Origin of the sequence: Sphingomonas sp. JC676, from assembly GCF_014489075.1 — a bacterium.
GTDB lineage: Bacteria > Pseudomonadota > Alphaproteobacteria > Sphingomonadales > Sphingomonadaceae > Sphingomonas.
Genome location: NZ_JACTGR010000004.1, coordinates 157,009 through 181,288, shown reverse-complemented (window position 1 = coordinate 181,288; position 24,280 = coordinate 157,009). Strand labels below are relative to the sequence as shown.

General features: G+C 66.3%; 26 protein-coding genes. 17 read left to right on the top strand and 9 right to left on the bottom strand.

Features of this window, described 5'->3' with window-relative positions; all coding sequences use genetic code 11:
• The first annotated feature begins 1 nt into the window (after position 1).
• The 4 genes from IAG41_RS14270 to IAG41_RS14255 all read left to right on the top strand — a co-directional run bounded on the left by IAG41_RS14270 (position 2) and on the right by IAG41_RS14255 (position 4,072).
• Positions 2-616, top strand: coding sequence for a redoxin family protein (locus tag IAG41_RS14270; RefSeq protein WP_262408670.1), 615 nt, complete (start codon positions 2-4; stop codon positions 614-616).
• 81 nt (positions 617-697) lie between these two features.
• The gene (locus tag IAG41_RS14265; RefSeq protein WP_187729328.1) at positions 698-2,167 is read left to right on the top strand and encodes a circularly permuted type 2 ATP-grasp protein; all 1,470 of its coding nucleotides are present in this window, start codon (positions 698-700) and stop codon (positions 2,165-2,167) included.
• Between the two features lie 160 nt (positions 2,168-2,327).
• On the top strand, positions 2,328-3,263 hold the full coding sequence (locus IAG41_RS14260) for an alpha-E domain-containing protein (RefSeq protein WP_187729681.1): 936 nt from the start codon (positions 2,328-2,330) through the stop codon (positions 3,261-3,263).
• Positions 3,263-4,072: a transglutaminase N-terminal domain-containing protein gene (locus IAG41_RS14255; RefSeq protein ID WP_187729327.1), complete on the top strand. Its 810-nt coding sequence runs from the start codon at positions 3,263-3,265 to the stop codon at positions 4,070-4,072. The genes IAG41_RS14260 and IAG41_RS14255 overlap by 1 nt, the downstream gene beginning before the upstream one ends.
• A 3-nt stretch (positions 4,073-4,075) precedes the next feature.
• Here IAG41_RS14255 and IAG41_RS14250 read toward each other — a convergent pair whose 3' ends face one another.
• A complete protein-coding gene (locus IAG41_RS14250; protein WP_187729326.1) occupies positions 4,076-4,861 on the bottom strand; it encodes an arginyltransferase in 786 nt (261 codons plus the stop codon).
• A gap of 291 nt (positions 4,862-5,152) precedes the next feature.
• Positions 5,153-6,397, bottom strand: a complete 1,245-nt coding sequence (locus IAG41_RS14245; protein WP_187729325.1) for a threonine ammonia-lyase — start codon at positions 6,395-6,397, stop codon at positions 5,153-5,155.
• 59 nt (positions 6,398-6,456) lie between these two features.
• Between IAG41_RS14245 and IAG41_RS14240 the strand changes: the two genes are divergently transcribed.
• Together IAG41_RS14240 and IAG41_RS14235 are read left to right on the top strand one after the other, a co-directional pair.
• Positions 6,457-8,109 (top strand): amidohydrolase, encoded by a 1,653-nt coding sequence (locus IAG41_RS14240; protein WP_187729324.1) that lies wholly within the window; start codon positions 6,457-6,459, stop codon positions 8,107-8,109.
• Between the two features lie 4 nt (positions 8,110-8,113).
• Entirely contained in the window at positions 8,114-8,776 is a 663-nt protein-coding gene (locus IAG41_RS14235; RefSeq protein ID WP_187729323.1) for an HPP family protein, read from the top strand.
• A 38-nt stretch (positions 8,777-8,814) separates the two neighbouring features.
• On the opposite strand, the gene IAG41_RS14230 is transcribed toward IAG41_RS14235, so the two are convergent.
• Together IAG41_RS14230 and IAG41_RS14225 are read right to left on the bottom strand one after the other, a co-directional pair.
• On the bottom strand, positions 8,815-9,378 hold the full coding sequence (locus IAG41_RS14230; RefSeq protein ID WP_262408669.1) for an OsmC family protein: 564 nt from the start codon (positions 9,376-9,378) through the stop codon (positions 8,815-8,817).
• Between the two features lie 31 nt (positions 9,379-9,409).
• Positions 9,410-10,321 carry a diiron oxygenase gene (locus tag IAG41_RS14225; RefSeq protein ID WP_187729322.1) on the bottom strand — a complete coding sequence of 304 codons (912 nt, stop codon included), beginning with the start codon at positions 10,319-10,321 and terminating at the stop codon, positions 9,410-9,412.
• A 331-nt stretch (positions 10,322-10,652) separates the two neighbouring features.
• Between IAG41_RS14225 and IAG41_RS14220 the strand changes: the two genes are divergently transcribed.
• Positions 10,653-11,603: an AraC family transcriptional regulator gene (locus tag IAG41_RS14220; RefSeq protein ID WP_187729321.1), complete on the top strand. Its 951-nt coding sequence runs from the start codon at positions 10,653-10,655 to the stop codon at positions 11,601-11,603.
• 60 nt (positions 11,604-11,663) lie between these two features.
• Here IAG41_RS14220 and ctrA read toward each other — a convergent pair whose 3' ends face one another.
• A complete protein-coding gene (ctrA, locus tag IAG41_RS14215; protein WP_187729320.1) occupies positions 11,664-12,371 on the bottom strand; it encodes a response regulator transcription factor CtrA in 708 nt (235 codons plus the stop codon).
• 139 nt (positions 12,372-12,510) lie between these two features.
• Entirely contained in the window at positions 12,511-13,416 is a 906-nt protein-coding gene (locus IAG41_RS14210) for a LysR family transcriptional regulator (protein ID WP_187729319.1), read from the bottom strand.
• Positions 13,417-13,527: 111 nt separating this feature from the next.
• Here IAG41_RS14210 and IAG41_RS14205 point away from each other — a divergent pair, with 111 nt between their 5' ends.
• From IAG41_RS14205 to arfB, 4 genes are all read left to right on the top strand, one after another.
• The gene (locus tag IAG41_RS14205; RefSeq protein WP_187729318.1) at positions 13,528-14,226 is read left to right on the top strand and encodes a pirin family protein; all 699 of its coding nucleotides are present in this window, start codon (positions 13,528-13,530) and stop codon (positions 14,224-14,226) included.
• Positions 14,227-14,286: 60 nt separating this feature from the next.
• On the top strand, positions 14,287-14,889 hold the full coding sequence (wrbA, locus tag IAG41_RS14200; RefSeq protein WP_187729317.1) for an NAD(P)H:quinone oxidoreductase: 603 nt from the start codon (positions 14,287-14,289) through the stop codon (positions 14,887-14,889).
• Positions 14,890-15,051: 162 nt separating this feature from the next.
• A complete protein-coding gene (locus IAG41_RS14195; protein WP_187729316.1) occupies positions 15,052-15,714 on the top strand; it encodes an RluA family pseudouridine synthase in 663 nt (220 codons plus the stop codon).
• A 14-nt stretch (positions 15,715-15,728) separates the two neighbouring features.
• A complete protein-coding gene (gene arfB, locus IAG41_RS14190) occupies positions 15,729-16,154 on the top strand; it encodes an alternative ribosome rescue aminoacyl-tRNA hydrolase ArfB (protein ID WP_187729315.1) in 426 nt (141 codons plus the stop codon).
• 18 nt (positions 16,155-16,172) lie between these two features.
• Here arfB and IAG41_RS14185 read toward each other — a convergent pair whose 3' ends face one another.
• On the bottom strand, positions 16,173-17,447 hold the full coding sequence (locus tag IAG41_RS14185) for a PQQ-dependent sugar dehydrogenase (RefSeq protein ID WP_187729314.1): 1,275 nt from the start codon (positions 17,445-17,447) through the stop codon (positions 16,173-16,175).
• 231 nt (positions 17,448-17,678) lie between these two features.
• Here IAG41_RS14185 and IAG41_RS14180 point away from each other — a divergent pair, with 231 nt between their 5' ends.
• The 3 genes from IAG41_RS14180 (at position 17,679) to IAG41_RS14170 (ending at position 20,312) form a co-directional block, all read left to right on the top strand.
• Entirely contained in the window at positions 17,679-18,749 is a 1,071-nt protein-coding gene (locus IAG41_RS14180) for a glycosyltransferase family 2 protein (RefSeq protein ID WP_187729313.1), read from the top strand.
• Positions 18,750-18,789: 40 nt separating this feature from the next.
• A complete protein-coding gene (locus IAG41_RS14175) occupies positions 18,790-19,272 on the top strand; it encodes a GAF domain-containing protein (RefSeq protein ID WP_187729312.1) in 483 nt (160 codons plus the stop codon).
• A 119-nt stretch (positions 19,273-19,391) separates the two neighbouring features.
• Entirely contained in the window at positions 19,392-20,312 is a 921-nt protein-coding gene (locus IAG41_RS14170) for an RcnB family protein (protein WP_187729311.1), read from the top strand.
• Positions 20,313-20,473: 161 nt separating this feature from the next.
• Here the strand turns inward: IAG41_RS14170 and IAG41_RS14165 are convergent, their stop codons facing one another.
• Positions 20,474-21,739, bottom strand: a complete 1,266-nt coding sequence (locus IAG41_RS14165) for a M20/M25/M40 family metallo-hydrolase (RefSeq protein WP_187729310.1) — start codon at positions 21,737-21,739, stop codon at positions 20,474-20,476.
• Entirely contained in the window at positions 21,739-22,194 is a 456-nt protein-coding gene (locus tag IAG41_RS14160) for a universal stress protein (RefSeq protein WP_187729309.1), read from the bottom strand. Before IAG41_RS14160 ends, IAG41_RS14165 begins: the two co-directional genes overlap by 1 nt.
• A 132-nt stretch (positions 22,195-22,326) precedes the next feature.
• Here IAG41_RS14160 and IAG41_RS14155 point away from each other — a divergent pair, with 132 nt between their 5' ends.
• The 3 genes from IAG41_RS14155 to IAG41_RS14145 are packed head-to-tail and all read left to right on the top strand — an operon-like array spanning position 22,327 to position 24,254.
• Positions 22,327-23,637, top strand: a complete 1,311-nt coding sequence (locus IAG41_RS14155) for a pyruvate dehydrogenase complex dihydrolipoamide acetyltransferase (protein WP_187729308.1) — start codon at positions 22,327-22,329, stop codon at positions 23,635-23,637.
• Positions 23,638-23,647: 10 nt separating this feature from the next.
• Positions 23,648-23,875, top strand: a complete 228-nt coding sequence (locus IAG41_RS14150) for a hypothetical protein (protein WP_187729307.1) — start codon at positions 23,648-23,650, stop codon at positions 23,873-23,875.
• Positions 23,868-24,254 (top strand): acyl-CoA thioesterase, encoded by a 387-nt coding sequence (locus IAG41_RS14145; protein WP_187729306.1) that lies wholly within the window; start codon positions 23,868-23,870, stop codon positions 24,252-24,254. Before IAG41_RS14150 ends, IAG41_RS14145 begins: the two co-directional genes overlap by 8 nt.
• The last annotated feature ends 26 nt before the right edge of the window (positions 24,255-24,280 follow it).

The window sequence follows — 24,280 nt, the reverse complement described above, 5'->3', positions numbered from 1 at the left end:
GATGAAGCGCTGGATGTTGGCCGGCCTGGCAACGGCCGCTGTAATCGCCGCCGCGGCATCGCTCGCCGCCGAGCCAGAGATCGCGAGCGCGGTCCCCAATTTCCGCGCGATGGACATGCACGGCAAGGTGGTCGACCTCTCGCAATATCGCGGCAAGACCGTCGTGCTCGAATGGAACAATCCCGGCTGCCCCTTCGTGCAGAAGCACTATAACAGCGGCAACATGCAGAAGACCCAGGCCGCCGCCGCCGCACAGGGCGTGGTATGGCTGACGGTCAACTCGGGCGCGCCGGGCAAGCAGGGCTACATGACCGGAGCCGAGGCGCAGAAGTTCGTCGCCGGCCAGAAGGCGAAGCCCGCGACCTATGTGCTCGATCCCAAGGGGCTGATCGGCAAGGTCTATGGCGCGAAGACCACGCCGCACATGTATATCATCGATGCGAGTGGCCGGCTGGTCTACAAGGGCGGGATCGACGACCGCGCGACGGCGGACACGGCCGATATCGCCAAGGCGCGCAATCATGTTCTCGCAGCGCTCGGCGAGATCAAAGCCGGCAAGCCCGTCTCGGTGACCGAAACGCGGCCCTATGGCTGCAGCGTAAAATACGCGAGCTGACACCTTAGCGCCCCCCTTGTGCGACGCAGCAAAGCGTTGCAGCATGGAACCAGCCGGGCACTCCGGCGCTTGGGAGCGTTGATGGCAGCAGGGGCGTTCGACGAGATCTGGGGACATGGCGGGCCCGAAGACCCCCGTCCCGAATTTGCGGCACTATCGCAGTGGGTGGCCGACACGCCTTCGGCCGAACTCCATCGCCGCCAGCAATCCGCCGAAGCCGCGTTCCGCCAATTGGGCATCACCTTCGCCGTCTATGGCGACAGCGACGCCGCCGAGCGCATCATCCCGTTCGACATCGTCCCGCGCATCTTCCTGCAAAGCGAATGGCAGCGGCTGAGCGAAGGGCTGGTCCAGCGCGTCGAGGCGATCAACGCCTTCCTCGAGGATATCTACGGCAAGCGCCGCATCCTCGCCGAGGGAATCATCCCTCCCGAGCTGGTCTACAACAACGACCAGTTCCGCCCCGAAGTCGACGGCATCCGCCCGCCGCACGGAGTGTGGGCGCATATCTGCGGCATCGACCTGGTCCGTGTCGGCCCCGACGAATTCTATGTGCTCGAGGACAATGCCCGCACGCCCTCCGGCGTGTCGTACATGCTCGAAAATCGCGAGGCGATGATCCGCCTGTGCCCCGAGCTGTTCCGCGATTTTCGGGTCGCGCCGGTGGACAGCTATCCGGACATGCTGCTGGCGACGATGCGGTCGGTAGCGCCGGGCAACAAGGCCAAGCCGGTCTGCGTCGTACTGACCCCCGGCCATTTCAACTCGGCCTATTACGAGCACAGCTTCCTCGCGGATTCGATGGGCGTCGAGCTGGTCGAGGCGGCCGACCTGGTCGTCGACGATGACATCGTCTGGATGCAGACGATCGGCGGGCGCGTCCGCGTCGACGTGATCTATCGCCGGATCGACGACGACTATCTGGATCCGCTCACCTTCCGCCCGGATTCGATGCTGGGCGTGCCCGGGCTGATCGCCGCCTATCGCGCCGGCAATGTCGCGATCCTCAACGCGCCGGGCAACGGCATTGCCGACGACAAGGCGATCTACAGCTATATGCCCGAGATCGTTCGCTTTTATTCGGGGGGCGAAGCCAAGCTACCCAATGTCGAGACCTTCCGCTGTCGCGAGCCGCAGTCGCTCAAATATGTGCTCGATCATCTGCCCGAGCTGGTGGTCAAGCTCGTCGACGGATCGGGCGGCTACGGCATGTTGGTCGGCCCCACCGCGACCCGACAGCAGATCGAGGATTTCCGCGCGGCGCTGATCGCCAAGCCGCATTGCTACATCGCTCAGCCGACGTTGGCGCTGTCCACCGTGCCGACGCTGACCGAGGCCGGGCTCGCCCCGCGCCATGTCGATTTCCGCCCGTTCGTGCTGACCGGCAGCGACGGTGTCCGCGTCGCCCCCGGCGGCCTGACCCGCGTCGCGCTCCAAGCGGGTTCGCTCGTGGTCAATTCCAGTCAGGGCGGCGGCACCAAGGACAGCTTCGTGCTGATGGACGACGGGACCGCCCAGTCCCAGTCCCAGAGCCAGGGAATGACGTCGTGATGGCGGTCCGCAAAAATCCTCCCCGAGCTCGCTCAGGTAGGGGGACCGACCGCACAGCGGACGGTGGCGGCCTTCGCCCGTCGTCCCTCCACCACCGCTTTCAGCGGCGATCCCCCTCCCCGAGCCAAGCTCGGGGAGGATTGGGAGTGCCGTCATGCTAATGCTCTCGCGCACCGCATCGGCGCTCTACTGGCTCGGCCGCTATGTCGAGCGTGCCGATTTCGTCGCCCGCCTGGTCGAAGCGACGATCCGCCTCGACGCGCTTTCCGCCCGCCCCGCCGGTGAGGCCGCGTGGCAGAGCGCGCTCGCGGTCAGCTATACAGAGGAAGCGTTCGCGGCGACCGGTCAGAGCGTCACCCAGCAGCATGTCGCGCGCTTCCTGACGCTCGACGCTACGAACCCGGGCTCGATCGTCCGCTGCCTTGAAAAGGCGCGCAACAACGCCCGCGCGGTGCGCACCGCGCTCACCCGCGAGGCCTGGACCGCGATCAACCGCGCCTGGTGGCTGTTCCAGAACCGCGCCTCGACCGGCGGCGCCACGCAGACGCTGAACCTGCTCGAACAGATCAAGGGCGAGACCCGCGGCTTCGAAGGCGCGACGCACCGGATGATGCGCAACGAGGCGACCCTGCTGATCCAGCTCGGCGCCGCGGTCGAGCGCGCGGACAACACCGCGCGGCTGGTCGACGTCAAATATCACTTGCTCCTCCCCGCGGGCGAGCCGGTGGGCGGCGTCGTCGATCGCGACCAGTGGACGACGATCCTCCAGACCGTCTCGGCGGTCACCGCCTATCGTTGGCTCTATTCGGAGGGCCTCCAGCCGGCCAATGTCATCGACCTGCTGATCAGCCGGTTCGAACTGCCGCGCAGCCTTGCCGCCTGTGTCGAGGAGGCCGTCGGTCTGCTCAGCCAGCTCGCCAAACGCACCGGGCTCCAGGGCGAGGCCGATCGCATGGCGCGGGCTCGCATGGCACGGATGCAGAAGACGCGGACGTCCGAAGTGATCGTCAGCGGGCTGCACGAATATCTGGAAGCATTCATCGCCGAGAACGAGATGCTCAACGACGCCGTCGCGCGCCAGTTCAGGTTTATCTGATGCGCATCGCGGTCGATCATCGCAGTCACTACCGCTTCAGCCAGCCCCAGGCACGGATCGTCCAGATGCTGCGGCTCACGCCGTGCGACACGCAGGATCAGACGGTAGTGAGCTGGATGGTCGGGGTCGATTGCGACGCGCGGCTGCGCGACGCGGTGGATGGCTTCGGCAATGCCGTGACGATGCTCTACGCCGAGGGGCCGATTGAGGCGCTCGACGTGACGGTAACGGGGGAAGTGCTGACCAACGACGCAAGCGGACTGGTGCGCGGATCGAGCGAACCACTGCCGCCGATGCTCTATTTGCGCACCACGCCGCGCACGCTGCCGAGCGAAGCGATCACCGCCTTCGCGCAGGAAAGCGCCGCCAATGCCCGCGACGCACTTGATCGGCTGCACCGGCTCAATGCCGCGCTCCACGTCCGCTTCCCGCGCGTCGACGATCTGCCGGACAGCGGCGCTACCGCCGCGGCGGCGTTCGTCGGCAAGGCCAAGACCTCGCGCGACGTCGCGCAGATTTTCATCGCCGCCGCGCGCAGCCTGGGCGCGCCGGCACGCTACATCTCGGGCTATCATGGCGACGGCACCACGCACCACGCGCCGCATGGCTGGGCGGAAGCGCATGTTGAGCGGATCGGCTGGGTCGGCTTCGATCCCGTCACTGGCCTTTCGCCGGACGAGAGTTATGTACGCGTCGCGGTGGGGCTGGATGCCGATGGCGCCGCGTCGATCGCGGGCACCCGGATCGGATCGGGCGAGGAAGAACTCGACATCGATCTCAGCGTCGAGCAGCTCGGCGGAGAAGAGTAAGCGTCAGGCCAATTCGCGGATACGAACGGGGCTCGGCATCGACACGTCCTGGTCGTCATCGGCGAGCAGCGCCCAGCCATGCGGGCCCAGCACTTCGATCGGCCGGAAGCGCGTCTTGTACGCCATCCGCTCGCTGCCCTTCACCCAATAGCCGAGATAGACATAGGGCAGGCCCGCGTTCCGCGCGCGCAGGATGTGATCCATGATGATGAAATTGCCCAGCCCCGGCCGGCCTTCCTCGTCGGCCAGGAAGAAGCTGTAGATCATCGAAAGACCATCGGCCTGCTGATCGGTGATGCACGCGCCGACCAGGCGGCCGGGCTTTCCGTCGACCGAAGGCTCGCGATATTCGATGACATAGGAGCTGACCGGCGACTGTTCGACCATGTCGGCATAGTCGTTCTCGTCCATCGCGGCCATGCCGCCGCCCGGGTGGCGGGCAGAGAGATAGCGGTGGAGCAGCGCATATTGCTCCTCGGTCGCCCAAGGCTTGCAGGCGGTCACTTCAAGGTCGGAATGGCGCTTGAGCAGCTTGCGCTGCGTGGCGTTGGGCTTGAATTCGTCGCCGACGACCCGGACCGAGACGCAGGCGGTGCAGCCCGCGCAGCTGGGGCGATACGCGACCGACTGGCTGCGGCGAAAGCCGATGCGGCCCAGCGCGTCGTTGAGCTCGCCCGCGTGCTGGCCCGAAAGCTCGGTGAAGATTTTCCGCTCCTGGCGCCCGGGCAGATACGGGCAAGGCGAGGGGCTGGTGACGAAGAATCTCGGGAAACGGGAAAGTGCAGTCACCGCTTGTCCATCCCTTGCTCGCAACTGGCCCGAACTGGCCTTCGAACACGACTATGAAGCGGTAATATGATGATGAAAAGCCGCTTTACCATGAAAGAGAGTTAACGGCCGGCTGGAAATATTCAGTGGCGCATGCAGCACTTAGCCGCGGCCGCAAGCGGCGCGCCGCGAGGAAAAATCCCTCGATCGGACAACAGTATAGGCGCTGGGCGCGAAAAGGTGAATCGCACGCTGACTCCGTTCGTCGCGCGTGCGATTCGCTTCGGCTCGCAACTGTGGAAAACTTAGGCCTCAGGCGAGTTCGACCTGGCTCACTTCATATTGCGCGCGCCTGAGCGCCGTGATCAGCCGGTCGAGATGATTGCGGTCGCGCGTCTCGCATTCGATGTCGGTGATCAGGCCCTTGGCCGGCAGCGTCGTAAAGACGCGCTGGTGATAGACCTCGATGATGTTGACGCCCTGTTCGTGGAAGATGCGTGCGACATTGTAGAGCGCGCCCGGCCGGTCCTGCAGCCGGATGCGCAGCCGCGCCAGCCGGCCCGACCGGGCGAGGTCGCGCAGCAGCACGTTGGCGAGCAGGCGCGTGTCGATATTGCCGCCGCACAGTACCGTGCCGACCACCTTGCCGCGGAAGCGCTCGGGCTCTGAGAGCAAGGCGGCCAGGCCGGCGGAGCCCGCGCCCTCGACCACGGTCTTCTCGATCTGCAGGAGCAAGCTCACCGCCTCCTCCAGCCGCCGCTCGCTCACCAGCACAATGTCGTCGACCAAAGCCTCGACCATCTTCGAGGTGATCGCACCGGGCTCCTTCACCGCGATGCCTTCGGCGAGCGTGTCGCCCGCGCACGGCATATTGGTATGGTGGATGCGGTTGTACATCGAGGGGAAGAGCTCCGCCTCGACCCCGACGATTTCGATCGGATGCCCGGCCGCCTTGGCGACAACCGCGCAGCCCGAGATCAGCCCGCCGCCGCCGATCGGGATCACCAGCGTGTCGATCTCCGGCACGTCCTCGAGCATCTCGAGCGCCGCGGTCCCCTGTCCCGCGATGATTCGCGGATCGTCGAACGGATGGACGAAGGTATAGCCATGCTCGGCCTCGAGCAGTCGCGAATGGGCATAGGCCGCGTCGAAGGTCTCGCCTTCGAGGATCACATTGGCGCCATGCCCTTCGGTCTGGGTGATCTTCACCGTCGGCGTGTTCTTCGGCATCACGATCGTGCTCGGGATGCCCAGCCGCGTCGCGTGATAGGCGAGGCCCTGTGCGTGATTGCCCGCCGATGCCGCGATGACGCCCTTCGAGCGCGCTTCCTGGTCGAGCTGGAGCAGGGTGTTGAGCGCGCCGCGCTCCTTATAGGCCGCGGTGAACTGGAGGTTCTCGAACTTGAGATAGACCGTCGCGCCGGTCAGCTCCGACAGCGTCTTGCTCACCAGCGTGGGGGTGCGGACCACCGCGCCTCTAATCCGCTTCGCAGCCTCGCGCACATCCTGGATGGACACGGGGAGCGGAGCGGTCGCTGGGACGGTCTTGGTAGCCATGGTGCGAGCGGCCTAGACTATCTGGCGCGGCGTTGGAACAGGCCCTATGCCCCAAATCCATGCTGAACCTCACCAAGCGGCTGCTGATCGCCGCCGCCTTGCTCCTCGCCCCTGCCGCATATGCCGATGGGCTGGTCGAAAACGTCAACGGCGAGACGCTGACCACGAGCGGCGAAGTGATCCGCTTCACCGGGCTGCTGATCGCCCGCGACGGCAAGGTGACGCAGTTGCTCAAGAGCGGCGAGAAGCGCCCCAAGAAGCTCGACTGGAAGATCGACATGGGCGGCAAGACGCTGCTGCCCGGCATGATCGACGCGCATGGCCATGTCATGGGCCTGGGCGAACAGCTCGAATTGCTCGATCTCAGCGCCACGACCTCGCTCCAGGAAGCACTGGGCAAGATCCGCGAATACGCCACCGCGTATCCAAACAAGTGGGTGATCGGTCGCGGCTGGAACCAGGAGAAATGGAAGCTCGGCCGCTTCCCAACCGCCGCCGAGCTCGATTCCGCCGTCGCAGATCGCCCAGTCTGGCTCGCGCGGGTCGACGGCCATGCCGGCTGGGCCAATAGCCGTGCGATCGAGCTGGCCGGCGTCACCGCCGCGACCAAGGATCCCGCAGGCGGGCGCATCGAACGCAGCGCGGGCGGCAAGCCCGAAGGCGTGTTCGTCGACGGCGCCACCAAGCTGATCGACAAGGTCGTCCCCGGCGCAACGCCGCGCGAGCGCAATGCCGCGTTCCTCGCCGCGCAGGACAGGCTGCTCTCGCTCGGTATCACCGCCACCACCGACATGGGCACCTCGGTCGACGACTGGAACACCTATCGCCGCATGGGCGACCTGGGTCTCCTGAAGGTCCGCATCATGAGCTATGCGAGCGGCGTCGAGACCGCGCTCGCCGTAGCCGGCCAGGGACCGACGCCGTGGCTGTATGGCGATCGCCTGCGGATGGGCGGGATCAAGCTCTATGACGACGGCGCGCTCGGCTCGCGCGGCGCATGGCTCAAGGCCGACTATGCCGACGCACCCGGGCAGAAGGGGCTGGGATTCCTTAGCGACGACCAGCTGCTCAACATGATGACGCGCGGGAGCATGGACGGCTTCCAGATCGCGGTCCATGCGATTGGCGACCGCGCCAACCAGCAGGTGCTCGACGCGATCGAGGTGCTGTCGGACACGTACAAGGACGATCGCCGCTGGCGGATCGAGCATGCCCAGATCGTCGATCCCAAGGATCTGCCACGCTTCGGCAAATACGGCATCATCGCCTCGATGCAGCCGGTCCACCAGACCAGCGACCGCCTGATGGCGGAGGCACGACTGGGTTCCGATCGCCTGGGCGGCGCCTATGCCTGGCGCTCGATGCTTCGCAACGGCGCCAAGCTCGCTTTCGGTTCGGACTATCCAGTCGAAAGCCCCGATCCCTGGGCCGGCTGGGCGGCGTCGTTCACCCGGCAGGACGCCGACATGCAGCCGTTCGGAGGCTGGCGCCCCGAAGAGGCGGTGACGCGCGAACAGGGCTGGGCCGGCTTCACCACCGGTGCCGCTTTTGCCGGGTTTGCCGAGGACAAGATCGGCCATCTCGCGCCGGGCATGCGCGCGGACTTCGTGATCGTCGATCGCGATCCGCTACTCGCTGGCCCCAGCGAGCTGCGCGGCACCCAGGTGATCGAGACCTGGGTCGGCGGCCAGCGGGCGTGGCAGAAGAAATAAAGTGATGCGCAACCCGTTCCGGCTCGCTCTGCTGGCGGGCGCAAACTGGCGCGAGCGCAGTATTGCCTCGATCGGCGCCCTGCTCGGCATCGGCCTGGCCGCATTAATCAGCACGATGGTCGCGGGCTCGCCCGGCACAGCCGCGCTGCTGGCCGCACCGATCGGCGCTTCGGCCGTGCTGCTGTTCGCGGTGCCGACCAGCCCGCTCGCGCAGCCCTGGCCGATCATCGGCGGCAATATCGTGTCGATGCTGGTGGGAGTCGCGGTGGCGCATGTGCTGGGGCATGGTGCCTTTGCGGCCGGAATGGCGGTCGGGCTCGCGATACTGGCGATGTCGGCGCTGCGCTGCCTGCATGCGCCCGGCGGCGGCACGGTGCTGTTACCGGTGCTGGGCGGGCCTGCGATCCTCGCCCATGGCTATGCCTTCGCGTTAGTGCCGGTCGGGCTAAACGCCGCGCTGCTCGTCCTGGTAGGACTGGTCTTCCACCGCTTCTCGGGCCACAGCTATCCACACCGCGCCGCGCAACTGACCGGCCGCCCGCGGCTGCTTGCCGAGGATATCGATGCCGCATTGGCCGAAACCGGCGAGGCGTTCGACGTCAGTGTCGAGGATTTGCAAGCGCTGCTCGAGCGCGCCGAGCGCCACGCCGAAGCGCGGCGCAAATAGGCGGCCACGGCCCTTTCGAACCGCGGCCGCCTTCTCGATCAAACCAGGGCGAGCTCGCCGTTCATGCGGATCGGGCGCGCCATGTTGAAGTAGTTGGGCGAAGTCGCCATCACAGTGCGGTGGATCTCCTCGAACTGGTCGGGCGTCCCATTGCCGGCGATCCGCACAACATAGTCGATCTGCTCGTACCCGGGCGGTACACCGTCATCGAGTCCCAGGAATCCGCGCAGGTCGAGCTGGCCGGTGGTCTCGATCTCGAGCGTGTCCAGCGTGATCCCGTGCAGTGCCGCACCGGCGACATAACCCACGGTCATGCAGGCATTGACCGCCGCCATCAGCAGTTCCTGCGGATTGGGTGCCTTGTTGAGACCGAGCAGTTCCTCGGGCTCGTCGGCGACGATCTCGAAGTCGCGGGCGATCTTCTCGCCGCCGAGCACGATCTCGGACACCTTGCTGCGGCTGCCGGTCTGGCCCGTCCAGCGGGTCGAGACCGCGAAGCGCACCAGCGCCTTGCTCGGATCGGCGCCGATCTCGCCGACGACCTGGCCAAGCGCATCGAGATCGATGCCGTTCACGACATTGCGGGTCATCACGTCTTGCATGTTCATTCTCCCATTATTGATTGGGTGTTGATCAGAAAAAGGCGGGGGCGACGGCGTCGATGCGGTCGCGCGCCGCGGGCGAGATCGCGCCGAGCGTGGCGCGGAACCTGGGGTGGACCATGCCGCTGCCGAGATAGGTCCAGCGCGCGGCCTGGTGCTGTGCGGCCAGGAACGCATCGCGCTCGTCGGGGCCCAGCGTACGCCCTGTGACGCGCTCGAACGCCGCCAGGTTAAGCTCGGTCTGGCTGGCGAGCCCGTTGTCGAGGAAGCTCCCGATCTCGAGATAGCCGTCGAGCGCAGCATCGATCTCCGCCGGGCTCCGGCCCTCGGCCAGCGCCTCGACGATCAGCGTGTCGAGCTTGGCGTGCTGCGCCTCCTCCATCCAGTGGTGCCGGAGCAGGCTCTTGAACAGCGGATCGAGGCCACGGTCGTCGCGGACGCTCTCGAGATAATGATCCTGAGTCATCCACTCGATCTGCAGGACCACCAGCGCCACGCTCAGCGGATCGTGGCGCAATATCTCGTTGGCGATCGCCTCACCCGGGCCGATCACCGCGCATTCCACCGGGAAGCCGCGCACGAACGCTTGGTGGAAGCGTTTGAACAGATGGATGTGCTTGGCTTCTTCCGACGCGAACTGGAGCAGCGCGCGAACGCGGTGATCATCGTCGCGCAACGAGGGCCGCGCATGATCGAGCAGGAACGGCAGGATCATCTCCTCGACCAGCCCGAAGATGCAGAGATATTCGTGCCCGCGAATCTGGTTGAGCAGCCGGCGTTCGTCGACGCTCAGTCCGGTCACCGCGCCGCTGCGGGCGAGCGCTTCGGGCATGAAGGGCCTGGTGAAGTCCAGCTCGGCGTCGACAGGCATGACGTCGTCGAGTTGCCAGGCGGCGCGGGCGGAGACCGCTAGCACGCCAGGATAAGTGAAATCATGATACATGGTTGGATGCCTCTCCTGTCACGCGATAGGAAGTAGAGTAATGGTCAGGGCCAACGTGGTACCCAAGCAGGCACCGGCAATCGATATGAGCTGCTGAGCTCGATAGGCTTTAGGTTCAGACATGGCTTCATCCTCAAATAACAAAGGCATGCGGCCCCACGTTCGCAACACAGGCCTTCAGTGTACTGGTTGATCGCCAGACGAATTATCTTTGGTCGATTCTTCGTCGTCGTTATGGCGATGCGACAACTGTGAAGTAGGATAGTGCCGCCTCGCACGATATGATCGAGCGAGTGAAAGACTTGATCGAGCGACCGGAAGGAGAGCGATCATGGATGTGTTGCAGGAAATGTTGACTGCGCTGCGCTTGTCGGGCGGCGTCTTCGTTGCGTCCGACTTCCGGGCGCCCTGGTCGGTCTTCTCCCATTTCGGGCCCGAGGATTGCGCGCGCTTCTTCCCCGTGCCGCGCCAGCTGATCGCCTATCACTATGTCCGCGAGGGTCGCATGACCTGCGACCTGGGCGACGGCATGACCATGGACGTGCACGAGGGCGAGATCGTGCTGCTCCCCCAGAATGTGCCGCATTATCTGCACGGCCCCTGGCCCCGGCCGGCGCCGATCGACGCGCACGAGATGCTGGTGCATATCGGCGACGACGGCATCATGCGGCTGCGCGGCGGCGGCAACGGCACGCGCGTGTCGCTCTATTGCGGCTATCTGGGCACGACCACGCCCGACAACATGCTGCTGCAGAGCCTGCCGCCGATGATGGTGATCAGCGCGGATGCGGCAGGCAGCGATTGGGTCGCCAAGACGCTCGACTTCGCCGCGCAGAGCGTCGCCACCAACTCGCCCGAGATGGTCGGCAAGCTTGCCGAAGGCCTGTTCGCCGAAGCCGTGCGGCGCTACGTCGCCGCGCTGCCCGACGATCATCGTGGCTGGCTGGCGGGCCTGCGCGATGCGGTAGTGGGTAAGTCGCTGGCGCTCATCCACCAGCGCTATGCCGAGAACTGGACGCTCGACAGTCTGGCACGCCAGGCCGCGGTATCGAAGTCGGTGCTGACCGACCGGTTCCGTGCCGTTATCGGCGAATCGCCGATGCAATATTGTGCGCGCTGGCGGATGAAGATCGCCGCCGACATGCTGCGCGACCAGCGGCAGAACGCCTGCAGCGTCGCCTATTCGGTGGGGTTCAGTTCGGAAGCCGCGTTCAATCGGGCGTTCAAGCGCGAATATGGCGCCCCCCCGGCGACCTGGGCGCGTGAGGCCCTGGCAGCCTGAAAGGAAAAGGCCGCGGTCCTTGCGAACCGCGGCCTATTCAGCCCCCGCTGTTTCCCCTGATCAGGCGACCTGCGTGTCCGCCGTGACGACTTCGTCGGCCTCGCGCAGCACATAGCCGCGACCCCAGACCGTCTCGATATAATTCTCGCCTTCGGTCGCCATGCTGAGCTTCTTGCGCAGCTTGCAGATGAAGACGTCGATGATCTTGAGCTCGGGTTCGTCCATGCCGCCATACAGGTGGTTGAGGAACATTTCCTTGGTGAGCGTCGTGCCCTTGCGGAGCGAAAGCAGCTCCAGCATCGCATATTCCTTGCCGGTCAGATGGACACGGGCGCCATCGACTTCGACCGTCTTCGCGTCGAGATTGACTGCCAGCTTGCCGGTGCGGATGACCGACTGCGAATGGCCCTTCGAACGGCGGACCACGGCGTGGATGCGCGCGACCAGCTCTTCGCGGTGGAACGGCTTGGTGACGTAATCGTCGGCACCGAAGCCGAACGAACGCACCTTCGAATCCATTTCGTTGATGCCCGACAGGATCAGCACCGGCGTTTGCACGCGGGCGACCCGGACCTTCTTCAGAACGTCGTACCCGTGCATGTCGGGCAGGTTCAGGTCGAGCAGGATGATGTCGTAGTCATAGAGCTTGGCGAGGTCCAAGCCCTCTTCGCCCAGATCGGTAGTATAGACGTTGAAGCCCTCGGTCGTGAGCATCAGCTCAATCGCCTTGGCAGTGCTAGGCTCGTCTTCGATCAACAGCACGCGCATCGCCGGTTCCCCTGTCTACAACACGCTCGGAGCCCCGTTGCCCGAACACGCTGGACGATTCATTAACCTAAGCTTGTCTGAAGGCAAAAGGTTAATTTCCCCCTAACCGGCCTGAATCCACGAGTCGTAGGGAATCTACCTAGGTTGGGCAGATGCTGCGGAATCGTACCGTCAAAAAGTCAATCAAAGCTTCCACGCGCGCGGGACGCAGCGTGCCAGGCGGCGTGAGCAGGTGCAGCGCTACCGGCGAGGCAGACCAGTCCTCCAGCACCGGCACCAGCAACCCGGCTTCCATATCCGCACCGACCAGGAATTCGGGCAGCCGTGAAATGCCCAGCCCTGCACGGAGCGCCGGCAGCATCGCATCGCCATTGTCGGTCATCAGCGGCCCGTCGATCCGCACCACCGCTTCCTCACCGCCGGCGCGGCGAAAGCGCCAGACGTCGGGATTAGCGGTATTGGTGTAGCCGAAGCAGGCGTGCGTCGCGAGATCGGCGGGATGGCGCGGCCGGCCATGTTTCTCGAAATAGGCGGGCGAACCGATCACGTGCGTCGGCACCGCGCCCAGCCGTCTCGCGCGCAGCGAGGAGTCCGGCAGGTCGGCGATGCGCAGCGCGATGTCGAACCCCTCGGCGACGATATCGACCCGCGCGTCCGACAGCCGCAGATCGATCTTGATCCCCGGATGCGCGGCCAGGAACTCGGCAATCACCGGCGCCACCTTGGTGGCCCCGAAAGTGAGCGGCGCTGCAACGCGGACCAGCCCCGCCGGCGCGCTCGCGGATTCCCGAGCCGCCTCCTCGGCACCCTCGCCCTCGGCCAGGATACGCTGGGCATTCTTGGACAGCGCGCGTCCGCTCTCGGTCAGCGTCAGCCGGCGTGAGGTGCGATGGAACAGCGTCGTGCCCAGCCGCGCCTCCAGCCGCGTGATCGCCTTGGATACCGTCGCCTTGGATACGCCCAGCGCCGCTGCCGCGCCACTGAACGAGCGATGCTCCACCACGCTGGCAAACACCGCCCAGGCTTCGAAATCGGGTAGTTTCATGCCCTGCTCCTGTTCGCCGCATCGCTAGCATAGGAAACAATCCGTTTCCAAGGTTTCCATTTACGCGCCAATCCGAACTCCTATCTTGGCGGCAACCAAGGGAGATCAGCGATGATCGAGAAACGCAGTTTTGAAAGCCTGGGCCATGCCGATCACGGCTGGCTCAATGCACGCCACCATTTCAGCTTCGCCAATTATTACGAGCCGGCCCGGATGGGCTGGGGCGCGATCCGGGTGTGGAACGACGACGAGATCGCCTCCAATTCGGGCTTCCCGCCGCATCCGCACGAGAACATGGAGATCATCACCTATGTTCGCCAGGGTGCGATCACGCACCAGGATTCGATGGGCAACAAGGGTCGCACCGAAGCGGGCGACGTCCAGGTGATGAGCGCCGGCAAGGGCATCCGCCACGCCGAATATAACCTCGAGCCGGAGATGACCCGGATCTTCCAGATCTGGATCATGCCGCGCGAGACCGGCGGCCAGCCGAGCTGGGGCGCCAAGCCTTTCCCCAAGGGCGATCGCTCGGGCAAGTTCGTGACGTTGGCTTCGGGCTTTGCCGAGGATGACGACGCGCTGCCGATCCGGGCCGATGCCCGGGTGCTCGGCGCGACGATCAAGGCCGGAGAGAGCGTCGAGCACAGCGTGGGCAATGGGCGTCACGCCTATCTCGTCCTCGCCGCCGGTACGGTCGAGATCGACGGCCAGCGCTTCGATGCCCGCGACGGTGCGGCCCTGACGGGCGGCCAGACGGTCACGATCAAGGCGCTTGAAGACGCCGAAATCGTCCTCGTCGACTCCGAATAACCCAACTCCCCCTCCCCAAACCCCTCCCCAGCCAGGAGGGGGACTTTGAAGGATAGTGAAATGTCGAAGATTCTCGTTCTCTATTACTCGTCTTATGGTCACCTCGCGAAGATGGCCGACGCCGTTGCCGAAGGCGCCCGCAGCGCCGGCGCCGAAGTTGATGTCCGCCGCGTTCCCGAGACCGCGCCGGCCGAAGTCGTCGCCGCTGCCGGCTTCGTCGCCGATCACAGCCATCCGGTGCTCGAGGACGTCAACGATCTCGCCAATTATGACGGCATCATCGTCGGCGCGCCGACCCGTTTCGGCCGCATGTCGAGCCAGATGGCGAGCTTCTGGGATCGGGCCGGCGGCCTGTGGTTCCAGGGCAAGCTGCACGGCAAGGTTGGCGGCGCGTTCACGTCTACCGCCACCCAGCATGGCGGTCAGGAGCAGACGCTCTTCTCGATCATCACCAATCTGATGCACTTTGGCCTGACCATCGTCGGCCTCGATTACGGCCATGCCGGCCAGATGGGCGTCGACGAAGTCCGGGGCGGCTCGCCTTATGGCGCGACGACGGTCGCCGACGGCGACGGCAGCCGCATGCCGAGCGAAATCGATCTCGACGGCGCCCGCTACCAGGGCCGTCGGATCGCCGAGGTGGCGAACAAGATCGCGGGCTAAGCTTGCGAAACGAGCTCCGCGGTTTTTCCCCTGAACCGCAGAGCCGAGACCGCGCGATCCCCTCCCCTGTCGCGGTCCCGAGGCGGCGGCTCATGGCACAAGCCATGGCCGCCGTTTTCGCATCCACTGGCGGCGGCGGCGCGTCCCTGTATATGCGGGTCCATGTTCAAGGACCGGGTTCTCTTCATCGACGGCGAAGCTCTGGTGATCGACAAGCCCGCGGGCCTGCCGGTCGATCGCCCGCGCGACCGCTCGCAGAGCCTGGAGGACATGCTCGGCGAACTGACCTTCGGCTTCCAGCGCCTGCCCTGGCCGGTCCACCGGCTCGACCGCGATACCAGCGGCTGCCTGCTGCTCGCGCGCAATCCCAAGTCGCTCAAGAAATTCGGCCAGGCATTCGAGGCGGGGATCGTCGCCAAGCGTTATGTCGCGATCCTCGATGGCATCCCCACGGAGACGAGCGGCACGATCGACCTGCCGCTGAGCAAGATATCGACCGCCGAGACCGGCTGGCGAATGGTCGGGGATCCCAAGGGCAAGTCGGCGCGCACCCGCTGGGAACTGATCGAGGTCGCCCGCGACAAGGCGCTGATCGCCTTCTTCCCCGAGACCGGCCGCACCCACCAGATCCGCGTCCACGCCGCCGAAGGCCTCGGCCTGCCGATCGTCGGCGACCCCGTCTATGGCAAGGGTGGCCCTGCCGTGATGCTCCATGCCGCGGAGCTCACCGTCCCGCGCGAGGGCAAGGACCCGGTCCATGCCGAGGCGCCGCTTCCGGTGCGCTTCCACAATGCCGGTTTCGGCCGCACGGCAAGCGAAAGCTAGATCTCGCGGGCACCATGGTCGCCATCCCCGTCACCCGCAGCATCAGCATCGATTCCGACGAGATCGAGGAATCCTTCACGCGAGCGGGCGGGCCAGGCGGCCAGGGCGTGAACACCACCGATTCGGCGGTGCTGCTCCGCTTCAATGTATGGCAATCGCCGAATTTGCCCGATCTGGTGAAACATCGCCTCATGGATCTCGCCGGGTCGCGGATGACGAAGGACGGCGTGCTCGTTCTCCGATCCGAGGGCGCGCGATCCCAGTTGCTCAACCGGCAGGAAGTCCGCGAACGCCTGATCGAGATGATCAAGGAAGCGACATTCGTCCCTCGCAAGCGCAAGCCGACCAAACCCTCCAAGGCGGCCAAGGCGCGCCGGGTCGATGGCAAGGTCAAGCGATCGACGGTAAAGGCCGGTCGCGGGCGGGTGAAGTTGGACTAGTCCCCGCCCGCTCCCGCCTTACTTCTTCGGGCTCAGCCGCATCAGCCAGCCGCCATCGCCCTTCGCGCCATCCTCCAGCAGCCACACCGATCCGTCCGGGCCCTGCGCCACGTCACGGATGCGCATTCCCATGTCCCATTGGTCCGCCTTGGTGGCGGCGGTGCCGTTCAGCGCGATCCGGATCAGCGCCTGGCCGGACATCGCGCCCATCAACAACGAACCCTTCCACTGCGGGAACTGGTCGCCGCTGTAATAGATCAGGCCCGCCGGGGAGATCGAGGGTACCCAATAGAGCTTGGGCATCTCATAGCCGTCGCCCTGCTTCGGCTTGGGAATCGGCTTGTCGTTGTAATTCTCGCCGAACGAGACGTTGGGCCAGCCGTAATTCTTGCCCGGCAGGATCAGGTTGAGCTCGTCGCCTCCCTGCGGCCCCATCTCATGCTCCCAAAGATTGCCGGCGGGGTCGAACACCAGGCCATAGGGATTGCGATGCCCAGTGCTCCACGTCTCGGCCGGCGTCAGGTTGGGGCCTTCGAAAGTGAAGTCGCGCGTCGGCGCGGTCCTGGCGGCGATCGTGTCCTCGGGCGGATCGGTGACCTTGACGGTGGCGGCGCCCGTCTTGCCGGCACTGGGATTGCCGGGGAACGGCTTGCCGTCGAGCGTCAGGTGGAGGATCTTGCCGACCGCCTGGTCGGGATCCTGCGCCGGTGTGAAGCGCTGGCGCTCGCCCGAGGAGAGGAACAGCGACTTGCCGTCGGGGGCGAAGGCGATGGTCGCGCCGAACTGGCCGCCATCGCCGTCCGATCCCGATCGGAACAGCACTTCGACATTGTCGAGCCGTGGTGCCATCGCCCGGCCGCGCGTCAGGGTGGCACGTGCCATGGCGAGCGCGCTGCCGGTCGGGCGCGGCTCGGAATAGGTGAAGTAGATCGTGCCGCTCGTCGCGAAATCGGGCGCGATCGCCACGTCGAGCAGGCCGCCCTGGCTGGGCGTCGCCACCTTGGGCACGCCGGTGACTTCGGCCACTTTCTGGTCGGTCTGCCAGAGCTGGAGATGTCCGGCCTTCTCGGTGATCAGCGCCGATCCATCGGGCAGGAAGGCCAGGCCGAAGGGCGAGTCGAAATCGGCGATGCGCGTGACGTTGAAGGGAAGGCCATCGGGGACCGGCGCGGGCGTGCCCGTCGGCACCGGGATCGGCACCGCCGTGGCGGCCTGAGACTGGCCGGACTTCGAATCCTGCGGCGAACAGGCGGCGGTGAGCAGGAGCACGACAAACAAGGGGGAGCGGGGCATCGGCAGATCTCCGGAACAGGCTGCGGGGCGCGCGCAACGCAGCTTCTTTTCGGGGCGGGTGCAAGCCTTTCTTGGCATCGGCCGCACAACCGTCCGTGCAAATCGATCCGCTCACCTCGACGCCCAGGACGGCGCCTCGCGTCCTATAATGCTCCTGAGGGAGCTTCGATCGCCGTGGTGCGGCTTCCCGCCCCGGAACGGCCGGCAACGTATAAGGTGGATGGTGTAGGAATGACCCGGCTGGCGCTTGTCATGATCGTGCGGGACGAGGCGCGGTGCCTCGCGCGCTGCCTCGAAAGCGTGCGGCCGCATGTCGACAAGATGATCGTCCTCGATACGGGCTCGACCGACGACACCGTCCAGATCGCAGAGCGATGCGGCGCGATCGTCCACCATTATACCTGGACCGACGATTTCGCCGCCGCGCGAAACGTCGCGCTCGGTCACTCGGACGCCGATTGGAATCTCGTTCTCGACGCCGACGACTGGCTTGTGGGCGATCCGGCGGCGCTCGGCAGCCGGACGCTTCCGCCCGCGGACGTGACGCCGCCGCGGTTCGTCGGCTGCGTGAAGATCACCAACCAAGGCACCGCCAGCGACGCGGTGGCGCGAAAGTTCATCCCGCGCATTCTACCACGCGGCGTGCGCTACGAGGGCAAGATCCACGAGCAGCCCGTCTCGTCGCTGCCGCTGGTCGTGCTTCCGCTGCAGCTCCACCATGATGGCTATGAGGAAGCGCAACTGCATCGCAAGGCCGGCCGCAACGAGGCACTGCTGCGTTCGGAGCTCGAGGCGAATCCCGGCGATTCCTATCTCTGGTACCAGCTCGGTCGCGAACAGCTCGTGCGCGGACATGCAAGCGCAGCCGCCGACTCCTTGATGATCGCCCATCGCGCCAGCGAGCCCGGCGCGCCCTTCCGGCACGGGATCGTCCTCTCCGCGATGCAGGCGCTCAAGCAGGCCGAGCGATTCCCCGAGGCGCTGTCGCTCGCCGATGCCGAGCACCGCAACTGGCCGGGTTCGCCGGACTTCTTCTTCGCTGTTGCCGATCTCTATCTCGAATGGGCCGGCCGCAATCCGGCGATCGCCATGGACGAGCTCCTGCCTGTCGTCGAAGGCGCCTGGAAGCGCTGCCTCCAGATCGGCGAGCGGCCGGACCTCGACGGATCGGTCGAGGGATGCGGCAGCTATCTCGCGGCGGGGAATCTGGCGATGTTCTACGAGAAGCTCGGCATCGCAGACGAGGCCGAGCGCTATGCGAAGGAAGAGGCCGAGATGCGGGCGCGTTACGCGGCGGCATAGCCCCCTCCCCATCCTCCCCGCCAGCGCCTACATGGCTTCCATGTACGACTTCGCCATCGCCGCCGATTCCAAGACCGAGCTCTATCGCGACCTTGCCGCCGCGCTCGATTCCCTCACCGCCGACGAGCCCGATCCGATCGCCAACATGGCGAATGTGTCGGCGCTGATCGGCCAGTATCTGCCCGATCTCAACTGGGCCGGCTTCTACCGCAACCTCGACGACGAGCTCGTGCTCGGCCCGTTCCAGGGCAAGGCGGCATGCATCCGCATCCCGTTCGGCAAGGGCGTGTGCGGCGCCGCCGCGGCGACGCGCGAAACGCAGCTGGTCGAGGACGTCCATGCCTTTCCCGGGCACATCGCCTGCGATGCCGCGAGCCGTTCCGAGCTGGTCGTGCCGATCGTCCACCAGGGCGAATTGCTCGGCGTGCTCGACCTCGACAGTCCGCTTCCCGGCCGTTTCGATTCGGGAGACGCGGCGGGCTGCGAGGCGCTGATGCGGATCCTCGCCCCGCGCCTGGCCTGAGGATAGCTGCCCCGCATTGGGACGGCCATTAAGCATCCTCTTCGATTTCATCGCCCGGCGGAGAGAGTTACTTTCCCGTTAAGAGTACGCGCATGCGTGCGGCAGGGAGTGATTCGAAAATGCGCAAGCTTTGGATAGCAGCGGCGACCGTGCTGGCGGGACTTTCGCTCGCAACGCCCGCCGCAGCCCAGCGCGTATGGCAGAATGGCCGCTGGGTGGTGATGCCGCACAGCCAGAACCGCCCGCAGATGCAGCCGCGCGCCAATCGCTGGGGTCCGGTGGTCAATGGCCGCTGGGATGCCGGCAATCGCGCGCCGGGCGGCTGGTCCTCCTATCGCCGCCCCGTCCGCGGCTGGACGCTCCCGGGCTATTGGCGCGATTCGCGCTTCCGCGTGAACGACTATCTGAACTTCGGCCTCTCGGCCCCGCCGCGCGGCTATTACTGGGTCCGCTATTATGACGACGCCGTGCTCGTCGACGATGGCGGCCGTGTGTGGGATTCGACGGGCGGCATCGGCTGGGGGACCAGCGCCGAGGCGTCGTACGGCGACAGCTATGCCTATGCGGAGAGCAGCTCCAGCGGCTCGGCCGGCGCGGACTATCCGCCGCCGCCGCGCCGCCCGATCGAAAGCGTCGATCCCAACGCCTATTATCGTGAGCCCGGCGCCTATCTCGCGCCCGAGCCTGGTTATGACGCGGAGCCGATCCCGGCACCGTATCCCAGCTATCCCGAGGGGGGGTACGCGCCGCCGGTGGTTCAGGGGCCGCCGGCGGTGCAAGTGCAGACCGTCCGGGCCCCGGGCTATGGTTATGGCATGCAGGGCGGCTACGGCGTCACCACCTATTCCAGCGGCGGCTATGCCTATGGCGGCGGCGCGACCACGACCGTGGTGGTAATCCCTGCGGTCGCGACAACGACCACCACGACGACCGAGACCTACACGACCACTTATGTCAGCAAAGCCAGGCGCGTCGTCCGCCGCGCGGCGGTCCGCAAATGGCGTCCGAAGCCCAAGTGCTGCGTCTGCGTCTGCCGCTGAACTAATCCAGGTCGTCACCCCGGACTTGTTCCGGGGTCCACGTCTGCGTCAGACACAGGTGTTTGCGGCGCTGCGCGGCGCCCACCTTATCGCATCATTTCATAGTCAGCGCTTCTTCGCACGGTGGGCCCCGGAACAAGTCCGGGGTGAGGCGTGGGGTCCTAACCCCCGCGCCCGCCAAAGGTGACCAGGCTTTCCGATCCGTCCGCCGCCAGCGCCGAGACGCCGATGAAATTGTCGTCGACCACCACGCCTTTCAGCACTGCTTCGGTACCCGTCACGTCGCGCTGGCCGGTCCAGTCCTGCGCGTCGGCGCGGCGCCAGCGGATGCGGTAGCCCGCCGCTCCGGGCACAGCAGCCCATTTGACCGAGGTGTCGGTCGAAAGCGCCCCGCCGATCGTCACCTGGGCCGGCGCCGCGGGCGCGCTGGCGAGCCGGCGGATCGTCGCGACGTTGATCGCGGTCACCTTGGCCAGATAGGGAAAGTCCATCTTATCGGGCGTGTCGCCATAGCCCTGACGCAGAGTCTGGTGCTGCGCGTCGTAATTCTCGATCCCCACTGTAAAACGCACCGCGGGATAGCCGAGCTTCAGGAAGGGCGAATGATCGCCGCCGCGCCCGAAACGGTCGGGCCGGCGCACCAGGAACACGTCGAGCCCGCCGGGCAATTTCGCCGCGACGCCGTCGATCACCTTGGCAAGCGCGCGCGACGGCCCGTCATCCTCGCTTCCGTCGTTGCGCTTCGCCATCTGCGCCTCGATCGAATCGGCTTCGCTCAGGCTCTCGGAGAAGACTCGCACCCGATCGGCGACACGCGTGCCGTCGGTTCCCACTGTATTACCGACAATGTCGTTGTTGAGCACCGCGCTCACCGTCCAGCCGCGCGCCTTAGCAGTCTCGGCAAGCAATTGCCCGCCGAACAGCCCCTGCTCCTCGCCCGAAAGCGCGGCGTAGACGATCGTCGCGGCGAACTTCTCCTTCGAGAGGATCCGTGCCGCCTCGAGCACCAGCGCGACACCCGATGCATCGTCATTGGCACCTGGCGCGTCCGACGTCGCGTCCATCACGTCGGTGACGCGGCTGTCGATATGCCCCATCACGATCACCACGCGCTTGGGATCGGTGCCCGCCTGGAAGCCTAGCACATCGACGATCTCGACACCGTTCGGCGCGCGCGGCCCCGTGAAGCCGCGCCCGATATTGGCGACTTCGATGCAGCCGCATTGGTCGCCCATCTTGGCCAGCTCGGCGCCGACCCAGCGCCGCGCCGCGCCGATCCCCCGCTTGGGATCGTCCGCCGACGAGAGCGTATGCCGCGTGCCGAAGCTCACCAGCTTCTCGACGCTGGCCTTCAATTTCTCCGGATCGGGCTTCTCCTGCGCGGCCGCGGGGACGGCGAGGAGGAGGAACGGCAGTGCGCGTAGCATCAGCTCAGCCGGTCGATCGCTTCGGCGTCGAGCGCGCCGGGGATGATCATCACCGGCACGCTCATCGATCCCGCGTCCGCCCCGGTGAAGTGCGTGACGAGCACCCCCGGCGCGCCGCTGGCAGCGGCACCCAGCACCAGCGCCGCGATCTCGCGATTGGCGGCGATCATCTCGCGGACGATGCGCGGTCCCTCACCCTGGCGCACCGTGATCGACGGGGTCAGACCCGATTCGGTGAGCAAGGTGCCCGCCGCGCGCGCCACCAGCGCCTCGGCGCGCTGCCGCGCTTCCTCCTCGATCGTCGCCATCACGCCGCCCCACTGGACGAATTCCTGGGGCGGAATCATCGCCAGTATCTCGACATTGCCGCCGGTCTTCGCGGCCCGCCGCGCAGCGAAGCGGAGTGCAATCTCGGCCTCGGGAGTCTCGTCGATCACCACCAGATAGGTGCGCATGGATGTTTTCCTCGGGTCATGCGTTAGGTGCCGTGCGATTGCCTGTCATGCAAGCTGGTCTTGACCGGGGCGCGGTCGGGCGCAAAGGAGGGGCCAATCCTCCCCCCAAGGGCTCCAACGACGGGAACCTCCATGTCGATCGAAATCAAGATGCCGGCGCTTTCTCCCACCATGGAAGAGGGCACCCTCGCCAAGTGGCTGGTCAAGGAAGGCGACACCGTGAAGTCCGGCGATCTGCTCGCCGAGATCGAGACCGACAAGGCGACGATGGAATTCGAAGCGGTCGACGAGGGCGTGATCGGCAAGATCCTGGTCGCCGAGGGCACCGACGGCGTGAAGGTCGGCACCGTCATCGCGACGATGGCCGGCGACGGCGAGGATGCCGCGGCACCGGCTCCGGCGCCCGCCGCCAAGGCAGAAGCTGCCCCTGCGCCGACTCCCGCACCCGCCGCTGCTCCGGCTCCCACGCCGGCCCCGACTCCGGCGCCTGCCCCCGCTAAGGCCGCCGATAGCGAGCGCGTGAAGGCCAGCCCTCTCGCCCGCCGCATCGCTGCCGAAAAGGGTGTTGACCTGTCCGGCGTCGCAGGCTCGGGCCCGAACGGCCGCATCGTCAAGGCGGACATCGACGGCGCCAAGCCCGGCGCCGCTCCCGCAGCCCAGCCGAGCGCGGCAGCGCCTGCCGCCGCCCCGGCAACTGCTCCGGCCGCCGCTGCGCCTGCCGCCGAGCACAAGCCCGTCTGGTTCGACGACACGATTCCGCACGAGGAAGAGAAGCTCTCCAACATCCGCAAGACCATCGCGCGCCGCCTCACCGAGTCGAAGCAGACGATCCCGCACATCTATCTCACGGTCGATATCCGCCTCGACGCGCTGCTCAAGCTGCGCGGCGAGCTCAACAAGGCACTCGAGCCGCGCGGCATCAAGCTCTCGGTCAACGATCTGCTGATCAAGGCGCTCGGCGTGGCGCTCATCCAGAGCCCCAAGTGCAATGTCACCTACACCGGCGACAAGCTGATCAAATATAGCCGCGCCGACGTTTCGGTGGCGGTCTCGACCCCCACCGGACTGATCACCCCGATCATCCGCGATGCCGCGGCCAAGAGCGTCTCCGCCATCTCGAATGAGATGAAGGACCTCGCCGGCCGCGCCCGCGAGGGCAAGCTCCAGCCACAGGAATACCAGGGCGGCACCGCCAGCCTGTCCAACATGGGCATGTACGGGATCAAGCAGTTCGAGGCGGTGATCAATCCGCCCCAAGGCATGATCATGGCGATCGGCGCGGGCGAGAAGCGCCCGTACATCATCGACGATGCGCTCGGCGTCGCGACGGTGATGAGCGCCACCGGCAGCTTCGACCACCGCGCGATCGACGGTGCCGACGGCGCCGCGCTGATGAAGCTGTTCAAGGAGCTGGTCGAATCGCCCATGGGCATGATCGCCTGAGGGCCGCGGCATGCGCGTCCTCATCGAGACCATCCATATCGCGGTCGGGCTGATCGCGGCGGCAGCGATCGCCTGGGCTGCCGCCTGGTCCTATCCGCGCGCGACCAACGACATCTGGCTGGTCGCCTATGCCTGCATGGTCGCGGTGGTGGCGATGGGGATCGGCCCGCTCCGCAAGGCCTATGCGATCGACCGCCGCCACATGACCCCCACGCCCGGCCCGCGCGACGATGGCTGAGGAGCCGCCCGACGCCAAGCCGGCGATCCGCGTCAGCGCGATGCCGGCCGATTCCAATGCCTATGGCGACATTTTCGGCGGTTGGCTGATGGGCCAGATGGATCTGGCCGCCGGGCTGGTCGCCGCCCGCCACGCCAAGGGCCGCGCCGTCACCATCGCGATGGATGGCATGAAGTTCCACGCGCCGGTGTTCATCGGCGACGAGGTCTCGGTCTATGCCAAGCTGGTCGAGGTCGGCCGCACCTCGATGCAGATCGAAGTCGAAGCCTGGCGCCGCGGCCGCCACGGCGACGAACGCCAGAAGGTCACCCAGGCCCGCTTCACCTTCGTCGCCATCGACGAGGCGCGAAGGCCACGGCCGGTGGGGATCGTCGCGTGACGCACTATCTATACCAAGACACAGAC

What these genes read in the sequence shown, in the direction of transcription:
- IAG41_RS14270 (WP_262408670.1), top strand. Translation starts at nt 2, where the DNA reads ATGAAGCGCTGGATGTTGGCCGGCCTGGCAACGGCCGCTGTAATCGCC.
- IAG41_RS14265 (WP_187729328.1), top strand. Translation starts at nt 698, where the DNA reads ATGGCAGCAGGGGCGTTCGACGAGATCTGGGGACATGGCGGGCCCGAA.
- IAG41_RS14260 (WP_187729681.1), top strand. Translation starts at nt 2,328, where the DNA reads ATGCTCTCGCGCACCGCATCGGCGCTCTACTGGCTCGGCCGCTATGTC.
- IAG41_RS14255 (WP_187729327.1), top strand. Translation starts at nt 3,263, where the DNA reads ATGCGCATCGCGGTCGATCATCGCAGTCACTACCGCTTCAGCCAGCCC.
- IAG41_RS14245 (WP_187729325.1), bottom strand. Translation starts at nt 6,397, where the DNA reads ATGGCTACCAAGACCGTCCCAGCGACCGCTCCGCTCCCCGTGTCCATC.
- IAG41_RS14240 (WP_187729324.1), top strand. Translation starts at nt 6,457, where the DNA reads ATGCTGAACCTCACCAAGCGGCTGCTGATCGCCGCCGCCTTGCTCCTC.
- IAG41_RS14235 (WP_187729323.1), top strand. Translation starts at nt 8,114, where the DNA reads ATGCGCAACCCGTTCCGGCTCGCTCTGCTGGCGGGCGCAAACTGGCGC.
- IAG41_RS14230 (WP_262408669.1), bottom strand. Translation starts at nt 9,378, where the DNA reads ATGCAAGACGTGATGACCCGCAATGTCGTGAACGGCATCGATCTCGAT.
- IAG41_RS14225 (WP_187729322.1), bottom strand. Translation starts at nt 10,321, where the DNA reads ATGTATCATGATTTCACTTATCCTGGCGTGCTAGCGGTCTCCGCCCGC.
- IAG41_RS14220 (WP_187729321.1), top strand. Translation starts at nt 10,653, where the DNA reads ATGGATGTGTTGCAGGAAATGTTGACTGCGCTGCGCTTGTCGGGCGGC.
- ctrA (WP_187729320.1), bottom strand. Translation starts at nt 12,371, where the DNA reads ATGCGCGTGCTGTTGATCGAAGACGAGCCTAGCACTGCCAAGGCGATT.
- IAG41_RS14210 (WP_187729319.1), bottom strand. Translation starts at nt 13,416, where the DNA reads ATGAAACTACCCGATTTCGAAGCCTGGGCGGTGTTTGCCAGCGTGGTG.
- IAG41_RS14205 (WP_187729318.1), top strand. Translation starts at nt 13,528, where the DNA reads ATGATCGAGAAACGCAGTTTTGAAAGCCTGGGCCATGCCGATCACGGC.
- wrbA (WP_187729317.1), top strand. Translation starts at nt 14,287, where the DNA reads ATGTCGAAGATTCTCGTTCTCTATTACTCGTCTTATGGTCACCTCGCG.
- IAG41_RS14195 (WP_187729316.1), top strand. Translation starts at nt 15,052, where the DNA reads ATGTTCAAGGACCGGGTTCTCTTCATCGACGGCGAAGCTCTGGTGATC.
- arfB (WP_187729315.1), top strand. Translation starts at nt 15,729, where the DNA reads ATGGTCGCCATCCCCGTCACCCGCAGCATCAGCATCGATTCCGACGAG.
- IAG41_RS14185 (WP_187729314.1), bottom strand. Translation starts at nt 17,447, where the DNA reads ATGCCCCGCTCCCCCTTGTTTGTCGTGCTCCTGCTCACCGCCGCCTGT.
- IAG41_RS14180 (WP_187729313.1), top strand. Translation starts at nt 17,679, where the DNA reads ATGACCCGGCTGGCGCTTGTCATGATCGTGCGGGACGAGGCGCGGTGC.
- IAG41_RS14175 (WP_187729312.1), top strand. Translation starts at nt 18,790, where the DNA reads ATGTACGACTTCGCCATCGCCGCCGATTCCAAGACCGAGCTCTATCGC.
- IAG41_RS14170 (WP_187729311.1), top strand. Translation starts at nt 19,392, where the DNA reads ATGCGCAAGCTTTGGATAGCAGCGGCGACCGTGCTGGCGGGACTTTCG.
- IAG41_RS14165 (WP_187729310.1), bottom strand. Translation starts at nt 21,739, where the DNA reads ATGCTACGCGCACTGCCGTTCCTCCTCCTCGCCGTCCCCGCGGCCGCG.
- IAG41_RS14160 (WP_187729309.1), bottom strand. Translation starts at nt 22,194, where the DNA reads ATGCGCACCTATCTGGTGGTGATCGACGAGACTCCCGAGGCCGAGATT.
- IAG41_RS14155 (WP_187729308.1), top strand. Translation starts at nt 22,327, where the DNA reads ATGTCGATCGAAATCAAGATGCCGGCGCTTTCTCCCACCATGGAAGAG.
- IAG41_RS14150 (WP_187729307.1), top strand. Translation starts at nt 23,648, where the DNA reads ATGCGCGTCCTCATCGAGACCATCCATATCGCGGTCGGGCTGATCGCG.
- IAG41_RS14145 (WP_187729306.1), top strand. Translation starts at nt 23,868, where the DNA reads ATGGCTGAGGAGCCGCCCGACGCCAAGCCGGCGATCCGCGTCAGCGCG.